11 protein-coding genes are annotated in these 10111 nt (G+C 47.4%); all 11 read right to left on the reverse strand.

Annotated features, from left to right (window positions below; translation table 11 throughout):
* The coding region (locus tag WKI47_RS18790) for a glycosyltransferase family protein (protein ID WP_340228717.1) at positions 1–569 on the reverse strand (569 nt) is incomplete at its 3' end.
* Positions 570–585: 16 nt separating this feature from the next.
* The gene (locus WKI47_RS18795) at positions 586–1578 is read right to left on the reverse strand and encodes an SDR family NAD(P)-dependent oxidoreductase (protein ID WP_340228718.1); all 993 of its coding nucleotides are present in this window, start codon (positions 1576–1578) and stop codon (positions 586–588) included.
* The gene (locus WKI47_RS18800) at positions 1575–3374 is read right to left on the reverse strand and encodes a motility associated factor glycosyltransferase family protein (protein WP_340228719.1); all 1800 of its coding nucleotides are present in this window, start codon (positions 3372–3374) and stop codon (positions 1575–1577) included. The genes WKI47_RS18795 and WKI47_RS18800 overlap by 4 nt, the downstream gene beginning before the upstream one ends.
* A 120-nt stretch (positions 3375–3494) precedes the next feature.
* Complete coding sequence (locus tag WKI47_RS18805; RefSeq protein WP_340228720.1) at positions 3495–3863, reverse strand: hypothetical protein; 369 nt, start codon at positions 3861–3863, stop codon at positions 3495–3497.
* Complete coding sequence (gene fliS, locus WKI47_RS18810) at positions 3863–4246, reverse strand: flagellar export chaperone FliS (RefSeq protein WP_340228721.1); 384 nt, start codon at positions 4244–4246, stop codon at positions 3863–3865. The genes WKI47_RS18805 and fliS overlap by 1 nt, the downstream gene beginning before the upstream one ends.
* 20 nt (positions 4247–4266) lie before the next feature.
* On the reverse strand, positions 4267–5778 hold the full coding sequence (gene fliD / locus WKI47_RS18815) for a flagellar filament capping protein FliD (RefSeq protein WP_340228722.1): 1512 nt from the start codon (positions 5776–5778) through the stop codon (positions 4267–4269).
* A gap of 33 nt (positions 5779–5811) precedes the next feature.
* Positions 5812–6171, reverse strand: a complete 360-nt coding sequence (locus WKI47_RS18820) for a flagellar protein FlaG (protein ID WP_340228723.1) — start codon at positions 6169–6171, stop codon at positions 5812–5814.
* 168 nt (positions 6172–6339) lie between these two features.
* Entirely contained in the window at positions 6340–7107 is a 768-nt protein-coding gene (locus tag WKI47_RS18825) for a flagellin (RefSeq protein WP_340228724.1), read from the reverse strand.
* Positions 7108–7324: 217 nt separating this feature from the next.
* Complete coding sequence (locus WKI47_RS18830; RefSeq protein WP_340228725.1) at positions 7325–8092, reverse strand: flagellin; 768 nt, start codon at positions 8090–8092, stop codon at positions 7325–7327.
* Positions 8093–8316: 224 nt separating this feature from the next.
* Entirely contained in the window at positions 8317–9102 is a 786-nt protein-coding gene (locus tag WKI47_RS18835; protein ID WP_340228726.1) for a flagellin, read from the reverse strand.
* A gap of 209 nt (positions 9103–9311) precedes the next feature.
* Complete coding sequence (locus WKI47_RS18840) at positions 9312–10094, reverse strand: flagellin (protein ID WP_340228727.1); 783 nt, start codon at positions 10092–10094, stop codon at positions 9312–9314.
* Positions 10095–10111 lie beyond the last annotated feature (17 nt).

Here is a 10111-nt window from a genome sequence, read left to right on the forward strand (position 1 = left end):
GTAAGACGATATTGAGATTGATTTTTTTCATTATAATATGCTTCAACATTAAACAATTCGGGATGAAGATAGAGATACGGAGTAACATGTTCCTTCTCAAAAGACAATTCGGCATTTTGATAAGCACGTTCTAGAACTTTGAAAGAGAATACTTCAGTATCCAAACCTCTAGGAAACGTTTTACTCAAACTGTTGCTTGCATAATCGCATTCCGATCGCAAAAAATGTTTGATCACCGAGTTCGAAATTTGAGGATCGAGTAGCGGGCAATCCGAAGTAACTCGAACGACGACTTCCGCTTTAGCCATTTTGGCAGCTTCGTAGTATCTACTCAACACATTATTTTCGCTGCCCCGATAATACGAAACGCCGTAAAGTTCCGCTTCCTTGCACAAAATATCGTCTTCTTCGGCAGCCGTGGTGGCAACGATCACCTGAGTGACCAAAGGAATTGCTTTACAACGATTTATGACATGCCCAAGTACGGTACGATCGCCAAGCATCTTCATTACTTTTCCGGGAAGCCTGGTCGAACCCATTCGAGCCTGAATAATCGCTACGATTTGCATAGTCAACCTCCCGAATTCATACTAAACATTCATTTTCGATCCATTCTTTAATCACGTTTCTACTGATAGGTTGCATATCTAAAACAGGAATAGATTCTGTGAATTTCTGACTCTTTTTTTTAAAAAAAGCCGGGATGATAAACATATCCACGGTTTCCTTGGCCAGCCCATGTTCATCAGCAGTCATCAGCTCTTCATACCTTTTTTCACCGGGACGAAGGCCTATAGAATGAACATCTATTTTTTGGGGGATCGACTGCTTTTCAGTAACCAACTCGATCAACACTTCCGCCAAGTCTCCGATTCGAATGACCGGCATTTTGAGCACGAACACTTCTCCTCCCAACGCAAGCTCGTTAGCTTTTAATATCAATTCAATCGCTTGGGAAGGAGTCATCATATAACGCAACATATCGGGATCCGTAACCGTGATTTTGCCGTTCTCCATAATTTGTTTTTTAAAAAGCGGAATTACGGAGCCTCTGGAGCCCATCACGTTACCGAACCTCACGGAAGAGAAAATGGTCTTTCGCGATCCTTTTTGATACTCGGCTGCCGAGATCAAGCGCTCTGCGGTCAATTTGGTCGCTCCGTACGTATTGGTTGGAGAGATCGCTTTATCCGTGCTTGTAAACAATACTTTTTTAACGTTATTCTCGATCGCGGCTTGTATCACGTTTTGTGTGCCGATGACATTGGTCTGAACGGCCTCAAACGGATTGTATTCGCAGGAAGGCACGTGTTTCATTGCCGCTAGGTGAAATACGTAGTCAATATCCTCCATCGCTCTGCCGAGGCGCTGTTGGTCTCTTACGTCGCCGATCAAAAAACGCAGCCGATCCGCATGATTCGCAAATTCGATCGCCATTTCGTACTGTTTATGCTCGTCGCGGCTGAATACACGAATAACCTGCGGCTCCTCCTGAAGAAGACGTTTGATTAAATGGCAGCCGATCGTTCCCGTTCCGCCGATGACCAGAATTTTTTTGTCTCTGTATATGGAATTCAAACCGTGACCTCCTCCGATTCGGAACGTTCAATTCTTGCTATCGCCTCGCCGAAAATTTCGCGTAAGAACGGAAACTTACTTTTAATGTCCTTCAACAACGTTCCCAAAGCGTCGTACAGCAAATCGGCTTTTTTGATTATGTTTTGTTCGAGGGCGATCAGCGGTTGTTTCTGGTCAAAAGCTGCCAATTGGCGCGGCGTCACGTTCTCGTAGGTCTGCGTGAACCATTCCCGGTCGACGATTTTCGTCCAGCGCTTTTCGATCTCCACGATGGCATTTTGGCATTTGGCTGGTTTGGTGCGGCTTATTTCGCGCAAAGGATTTATAAGTTTCAAAAGAGCCTTGACCTCATTTTCCACTTCTACGAAATCGCTCAGGGTAGTGCGGAGCTTCGTTTTGGCAAACGCGATTCGGTCCGGATTTTTTTCGTTCAAAGATTGTTCCAAAGCACCCGAAAACAGCTCGATATCGAGTTGTTGATCGGATAATTTGTGATAAACGTTCTCGATCGGTTCCCACTCCGTCCCTGTCAGGGACGCGCCGTTACGCGTCGTATTGATAAACTCGATATCTGGAAACGAATTGAACAGTTTTTCGAGCGCGTCTTTCATAAACATAAAATTGACGTTTGTTTTGTTTATGCCACCGTTGACGTTCGGTATTTCGATCTCGGCGCTTTCGACCCGCTGTTCGTTCTCCGTAGCCTCCGCATGGCTGACCCCTTCGGTATAGAACTTATCGCCGGGAAAAGACAAATCCTGTCCCATCAGGACAATGCGATTGGCTCCCATCCATATAGCCGCTTGAATCGCTGTTCCTACAACGGTAGGCGTCGGGGTCATCGCAACGCTTTCGGAATCCAACCCCATATAATATTGCGTGATATGATCGTTGCTCATAACTGCATGAATCTTGCCTTCCAACTTGCGATCCGTGATCCCGTAGTACGAGGTGGACGCGTAAAGAAGCGGAGCCTTCAGCGTCTCTGGCGCTTCGAATACTTTGTTGTTGATAACGCCTCCGTCCAAAGTCACGGCTAAATGCGGCTGAATTCCGTTCTTCACCAGTGCCTGGATACTGGAGCCTGCCGAAACCACAAAAGCATGGGGTTTCAAGCGTTCGATCCAATCCATGTCTTTTTGAAGAGAAGGGCCTGAAGCAATGACGACCGCCGTCATGCCCGTATAAATATCTTTTAAACTTTCGATCGAGGGAGTATTCAGCATGCCGGCCATTTGATACATACTGTTTCGAACCCAGTCTTCTTGAAAAAGCTCATGTGTATTTTGATTGGACTCGTAAGTATGATTGTAACGCTGGAATTTTTCCCGAACTTCGCGCAGCACGTCCATTTCAGCTTCCAGATAATGCCGAAGAGCGACGAAGGCAAGCTCCCTGTGCATATGCAGCGAAGCAATATAAAAAAGAGAGTTCAATTGCTCTTTGCCGACCGCCAAATAATAGAAATTGGGATGATTAAACAATGCGCTTAAGTCGTACGCGGCGATCGCGCGGTAAAACTGATCGATATCCGGTTCGTACACCATAAGCAGACGACCGTTGTACTGCTCGATAAGATCCACGATTCCCAGTCCTTGTCCGAAACCGTACACAAAAATACATTCCGTATCTTCGACCGACTGTCTGACGGCTTCCAGCCATGGAAGATCCGGTTCGATCGGTTCCACGTAAGCATTGGGATTATTCGGCGTTGTGCCCGAAACCTCTTTTAACGTATTCCATACATGTGGAAATTTATTTTTGAGAGCATGCAGATTCCGTTCGAAGTTGTTCAAAGCGATACCACCATTCCGAAGTAGTCTTTTCTATAACCAATATATCGGATTCAATGCGTTTTGAGTGAAGCTTTGCAAAAAAAATCCCCCTTTAGTCCGATACGGACTTCAGAGGGAACATTATTTGCGATGATCGAAAAACATGCTGTTTACGGCATAAGCTTGCTGATAAGCGCCTTTTTGAACTTTGATTTTACCTTGTTGTTCCATCCAATGCCCGGCTTCGTCTTTCAAAACCTGCATTCTGTGAAGAATCGGTTCGTCAAACTTCAAAATATATTGAATTCGTTCGCGGTCCTGATCGGTAACGTCGGACCGTATAAACAAAAGCCGTTCGGTCAATTGTTGGCGAAGCTCCGAAAATTGTTCAAATTCTTCTTCGTCCATCTCTTCCAATCGTTCCATCGTTTGTTCAGAAAGGAACTGAAGCTGGTCCAGCAGACTTGTTACCGACTCTTCCATAGCCAGCTCTACGGATTCTTCAATCATCAGAGAGCCCCGGCTGCGCCTGAAATTTTGCTGGCTTCGACCCAGGTTTCGCGAAGATCCATAATGTACTCCAACGCTTCTTGAGATTTTTCGATGTCTTTTCGCACATTGGAGTCGATCAGGCAATGCAGCATATATTCGTACATCGACAACAAGTCTTTCGAAATGGGATAGTCGAAGTTCAACGAAGAAATCAATTCATGAATAATGGCTTGCGCTTTACAAAGATTATTGTTGGCTTTCTCGTAATTGCGTTCTTCGATGCCTTCCATGCCGGCGCGTACAAAACGAATCGCTCCATCATACAGCATGATTAGCAGCTTCGGCTTGGATGCAGTCTGTGCTTGTGCTTGCTGGTATTTCTGATAAGGTGAGTAGATCAAAATGTACAGCCTCCTTTAAATTACAAACCCGACAAACTGGACGACTGAGTATTATATCGGTTAATGGCGGTCTCCATTGCAGTGAATTTCTTATAATAATTCGTTTCGATTCGATTAAGTTTTTCCGTCATTTCGCTAATGCGACGATCCAAAGACGTAAGTTGTTCGCCCATGACGCTTGTCGTCATAAACGAGGCCGTCAAATCTTTGCTGGCTCTCGACGTACCGGCAGTATCGTACATTCTTTGCAGCGAGCCGGTAGAGATTTTTCGCATTTTGGCAAGAATCCCGTCGGTTTCCGTATAGTTATTGCTGGAAAAAGCCTTGGAATAATCTTGGTTGAAAAAGTCGGAAACGGCGGTCGGATTTTTTTCCAATGCCGCTTTCAACTTGTCCGTATCCAGTTCCAGTTTGCCTTTGGTCTGGTAGTTGCCGGTCGTGATTCCCAGCGATACCATCGAAAGCGTGCTGCCGTCTGCCAGCTTTACCCCTTGAACCATTGCGGTACGCATGCTGGCAACGGTATCTTGCAAAATGCTATCGTTTTTGAGCATGCCGCTTTTGGCTTTATCCGTCCAAAGTTTGGCTTCGTCGTCGCTCATCGCTGCGCGTTCTTCGGTCGACAACGGCGTGTACTTTTTGTAGCGTTCTTCGCTCAATTTTCCATTTACGGTAGACAACAAATCGTTGTAAGCTTCCACGAAACTTTTGACCGAATCCACAATTTTGTCGGTATCGTCCACAACGCTGACTCTTGTCGTTTCCCCGGTCGGAGTCAACGAATTCAGCGTCAGTTTAACGCCGTTGACTTCAAAGCTATTCGTAGGTTTGACGACTTTCAGTCCGTTGATCGTGGCTTCCGCATCTTTTGCGTCGTTGAACCCTAATGAGAATGCGTCTTTTAAGTTTTGGCTGATGCCGAATGCAGTCGAGCCGCTGGCAGCCACGGTCAAATTATTCGAAGTGACGCCGTCCGATTTTACGGAACCGGTCGTTTTGGAAGTGAACGAAATTCCGTTTCCGGAATCGTAAATGGCAGTGACACCCGCGTCTTTGCTGCTATTCACTTTTTTTACGAACGATTCGATCGTTTCGTCCGCGTCAAGAGCGATATCGGCATTACCTACCCGCACCGTTCCCGTTAAAGAAGAATCCAGCGTGCTCAACTTGGTCGTGGTGGCGGTGCTGGTCCACCCCGATCCTGTAACTGCGTTTGAAGCGGTCGCCAATTGCGTTACTTTGATATCGAAGGTCCCGCTTGCGCCGGAAGAAGCCGTTGCGGTTACCGCAGTCGTATTGCCCGTAGTGTTGGCTTGTTTGGAAGTCAGTGAGGACGAGTTGACGAGATCGGATAACTTTTCTTGAAAAGTAACCATTTTCGTACTGATCTCACGATAATTTTCCCGCTTCCATTCCATCAGTTGTTTCTGTTGATTCATTTTCGTGAGCGGAGCACTTTCGGCTGTCATCAACTTTTTGACCATCGAGTCGATATCCATACCGGAAGCCATACCCGTAATTCTTGTAACCATCGAATAACCTCCTAGTTAAGCATTTTTATCGGCTCATACTTTTTCGTCGATCAAGATCCCCGAGAATTCCATCATTTTGGCTACAACATCTAGAATTTTTTCGGAAGGAACTTCGCGTATGACGTCGCCCGTTTCTTTGTTCAATACTTTAATCATGATTGCATGCGTTTGTTGGTGAACCGAAATTTCAAGCGATTTTTGAGGTCCTTGTATCGCTTGGATTGCTTTTTGAAGCTCTTGCAAAGATTGCTCCTGCGTTTGATGAAGCTTCGGGATCGTCGTTAAGGGCGCTACAGCAGCGGCAGCAGTTTCGGCCGAAGATTCGCGTTTGGTAAAAGAAGGCTGTTGCAGCGGAACAGCCCCGCTCAAACCGGATGTAATGCTGGAATCCATAAGTATCCCTCCGCTTATTCTTTTCTTATAGGGGCTAGTCCGCTCGATGTCTGCACTATTGTTATTTTATATATCGGCATTTTCTCAAGAATATTTATGAAAATTCGCACAAATCAAAAAAAAGCTCCGCCGAAGCGGAGCCGTGAAAAAGATGATTCGCTTTGAAAATTAACGCAGCAGCGACAGTACGCCTTGCGGCGACTGGTTGGCTTGCGCCAACATCGATTGCGAAGCTTGCAGCAAGATGTTGTTTTTCGACAAAGCGACCATTTCTTTCGCCATATCCGTGTCACGAATACGCGACTCGGATGCTGTCAGGTTTTCTACAGTCGTTCCCAAGTTGTTCGACGTGTATTCCAGACGGTTTTGGACCGCACCGAGGTTTGCGCGTTGCTTGGCTACCGTTTCGATCGCGGCACTTACGTTGGTCAAAGTTGTATCTTTGTCCAGACCGGTGAATCCAGCCGTTGCTACGCCGGAGATCGAAATCTTGAAGCTCGAGTCGTCCGCTTGAACGCTCACGTTCGAAGTGATTTTGATTCCGTTGAACTTCGTGTTGGTCATGATGCTGTCGATCTGCGAACCCAGAGCATTCAGTTCTGCATTGATGTTCGACTTGTCGCCGGCACCGTACGTGCCGTTTTGTTTCTGTACGTTTAGTTCTTTCATCCGGCCCAGCATCGAGCTGACTTCGTTCATCGCGCCTTCTGCCGTTTGCGCGAACGAGATGCCGTCTTGCACGTTGCGTTGCGCTTGCTCCAGACCGCGAATCTGTCCACGCATTTTTTCCGAGATCGACAGGCCCGCCGCGTCGTCGGCCGCACGGTTGATCCGCAGACCCGAAGACAGTTTTTCCATGTTCTTGCTGGCTGCCGCACTGTTCAGTCCCATGTTGCGGTGCGTGTTGACGGCTTGAATATTGTGATTGATAATCATGATTTGTTTCCTCCCTGAATTGGTTATTCCCACATCCGTGTGGTTGATATAGCCGGGTATCGCTTAGCAGCTCAATTGCCGCCCTTAGCCGTGCCCTGCCTTAATAATTATATCGACAGCAATCAGGAAAATCTGAAGAGTTTTTCAAAAACAAAATGCATATACGGAAAAAGCTCCGCCGAAGCGGAGCCGTGAAAAAGATGATTCGCTTTGAAAATTAACGCAGCAACGACAACACGCCTTGCGGCGACTGATTGGCTTGCGCCAACATCGATTGCGAAGCTTGCAACAAGATGTTGTTTTTCGACAAAGCGACCATTTCTTTCGCCATATCCGTGTCACGAATACGCGACTCGGATGCTGTCAGGTTTTCTACAGTCGTTCCCAAGTTGTTCGACGTGTATTCCAGACGGTTTTGGACCGCACCGAGGTTTGCACGTTGTTTGGCTACCGTTTCGATCGCCGTGCTAACTTGAGTCAATGTAGTGCCGCTGCCCAGTGCAGTAAAGTCTGTTCTGCTTACGCCGTTGATTTGGATTTTGAAGCTCGAATCGTCCGCTTGTACCGAAACGTTGGAAGTAATACTGATTCCGTTGAACTTCGTGTTGGTCATGATGCTGTCGATTTGCGAACCCAGCGCTTTCAACTCGGAATCGATATTGCCTTTATCGCCGGAACCGTACGTGCCGTTTTGTTTCTGTACGTTCAGTTCTTTCATCCGGCCCAGCATCGAGCTGACTTCGTTCATCGCGCCTTCTGCCGTTTGCGCGAACGAGATGCCGTCTTGCACGTTGCGTTGCGCTTGCTCCAAACCGCGAATCTGTCCACGCATTTTTTCCGAGATCGACAGGCCCGCCGCGTCATCGGCCGCACGGTTGATCCGCAGACCCGAAGACAGTTTTTCCATGTTCTTGCTGGCTGCCGCACTGTTCAGTCCCATGTTGCGGTGCGTGTTGACCGCTTGAATATTGTGGTTGATAATCATGATTTGTTTCCTCCCTGAATTGGTTATTCCCACATCCGTGTGGTTAGTGTAGCCGGGTATCTCTTCGTAGCGATTGCCATGCTGTGGAGGCTTACCCTGCCTTACTAGTTATATCGACGATTGTCCGGAAATTCTGAAGGGTTTTCAAAAAATTCGTCGTTTTAATTTAAAACAAAAAAGCTCCGCCGAAGCGGAGCTTTGAGGAACATGGATTGCTTTGAGAATTAACGCAGCAACGACAACACGCCTTGCGGCGACTGGTTGGCTTGCGCCAACATCGATTGCGAAGCTTGCAGCAGGATGTTGTTTTTCGACAACGCGACCATTTCTTTTGCCATGTCCGTATCGCGGATACGCGACTCCGACGCTGTCAGGTTTTCCACGGTCGTTCCCAAGTTGTTCGACGTGTATTCCAGACGGTTTTGGACCGCACCGAGGTTTGCGCGTTGCGTTGCTACTTTTTCGATCGCCGTGCTGACTTGAGTCAAAGTAGTCGTGGATTTCAATCCGCTAAATCCGTCTCTATCTACTTTGTTGATCGAGATTTTGAAACTGGAATCGTCGGCTTGTACGGAAACGACATTAGACGTACCCGAACCTTTATTGATATTGATTCCGTTGAACGTCGTTTTGGTCATGATGCTGTCGATCTGCGAACCCAGCGCATCCAATTCTGCATTGATATTCGATTTGTCGCCGGAACCGTACGTGCCGTTTTGTTTCTGTACGTTCAGTTCTTTCATCCGGCCCAGCATCGAGCTGACTTCGTTCATCGCGCCTTCTGCCGTTTGCGCGAACGAGATGCCGTCTTGCACGTTGCGTTGCGCTTGCTCCAAACCGCGAATCTGTCCACGCATTTTTTCCGAGATCGACAGGCCTGCCGCGTCATCGGCCGCACGGTTGATCCGCAGACCCGAAGACAGTTTTTCCATGTTCTTGCTGGCTGCTGCACTGTTCAGTCCCATGTTGCGATGCGTGTTGACGGCTTGAATATTGTGGTTGATAATCATGATTTGTTTCCTCCCTGAATTGGTTATTCCCACATCCGTGTGGTTGAATTAGCCCGGAACTTACGGCAATTTAGCCATATGGTTAACCGTGCTTTACTTTTATATCGGATTTTAGCGAAAAGATATGAATAGTCTAAATTGCTTGCTTCCTATCAGATTTTCAAATAAAAAAAGAATCCTTAAAAAGGATTCTTTTCTTAAAATCAAACTTAACGCAGCAGCGACAGCACGCCTTGCGGCGACTGATTGGCTTGCGCCAACATCGATTGCGAAGCTTGCAGCAAGATGTTGTTTTTCGACAGGGCAACCATTTCCTTCGCCATGTCCGTATCGCGGATACGCGATTCCGAAGCTGTCAGGTTTTCCACGGTCGTTCCCAAGTTGTTCGACGTGTATTCCAGACGGTTTTGGACCGCACCGAGGTTTGCACGTTGCGTTGCTACTTTTTCGATCGCTTTGCTGACGTCCGACAACGCCGTCGTCGATTTCAAACCACTGAATCCAGTTGTATCGATCTTGCTGATCGAAATCGTGAAGCTGGAATCATCAGCTTGAATGCTCACGTTGGAGTTACCTGTTGTTTTGTTGATGTTGATGCCGTTGAACGTCGTTTTGGTCATGATGCTGTCGATCTGCGAACCCAGGGCATTCAGCTCTGCGTTGATGTTCGATTTGTCGCCGGAACCATACGTACCGTTTTCTTTCTGTACGTTCAGTTCTTTCATCCGGCCCAGCATCGAGCTGACTTCGTTCATCGCGCCTTCTGCCGTTTGCGCGAACGAGATGCCGTCTTGCACGTTGCGTTGCGCTTGTTCCAAACCGCGAATCTGTCCACGCATTTTTTCCGAGATCGACAGGCCCGCCGCGTCGTCGGCCGCACGGTTGATCCGCAGACCCGAAGACAGTTTTTCCATGTTCTTGCTGGCTGCCGCACTGTTCAGTCCCATGTTGCGGTGCGTGTTGACCGCTTGAATATTGTGGTTGATAATCATGATTTGTTTCCTCCCTG

This window comes from Saccharibacillus sacchari, from assembly GCF_037722395.1.
Classification (GTDB): Bacteria; Bacillota; Bacilli; order Paenibacillales; family Paenibacillaceae; genus Saccharibacillus; species Saccharibacillus sacchari_A.

What these genes read in the sequence shown, in the direction of transcription:
- WKI47_RS18805 (WP_340228720.1), bottom strand. Translation starts at nt 3,863, where the DNA reads ATGATTGAAGAATCCGTAGAGCTGGCTATGGAAGAGTCGGTAACAAGT.
- fliD (WP_340228722.1), bottom strand. Translation starts at nt 5,778, where the DNA reads ATGGTTACAAGAATTACGGGTATGGCTTCCGGTATGGATATCGACTCG.
- WKI47_RS18820 (WP_340228723.1), bottom strand. Translation starts at nt 6,171, where the DNA reads ATGGATTCCAGCATTACATCCGGTTTGAGCGGGGCTGTTCCGCTGCAA.
- WKI47_RS18825 (WP_340228724.1), bottom strand. Translation starts at nt 7,107, where the DNA reads ATGATTATCAATCACAATATTCAAGCCGTCAACACGCACCGCAACATG.
- WKI47_RS18830 (WP_340228725.1), bottom strand. Translation starts at nt 8,092, where the DNA reads ATGATTATCAACCACAATATTCAAGCGGTCAACACGCACCGCAACATG.
- WKI47_RS18835 (WP_340228726.1), bottom strand. Translation starts at nt 9,102, where the DNA reads ATGATTATCAACCACAATATTCAAGCCGTCAACACGCATCGCAACATG.
- WKI47_RS18840 (WP_340228727.1), bottom strand. Translation starts at nt 10,094, where the DNA reads ATGATTATCAACCACAATATTCAAGCGGTCAACACGCACCGCAACATG.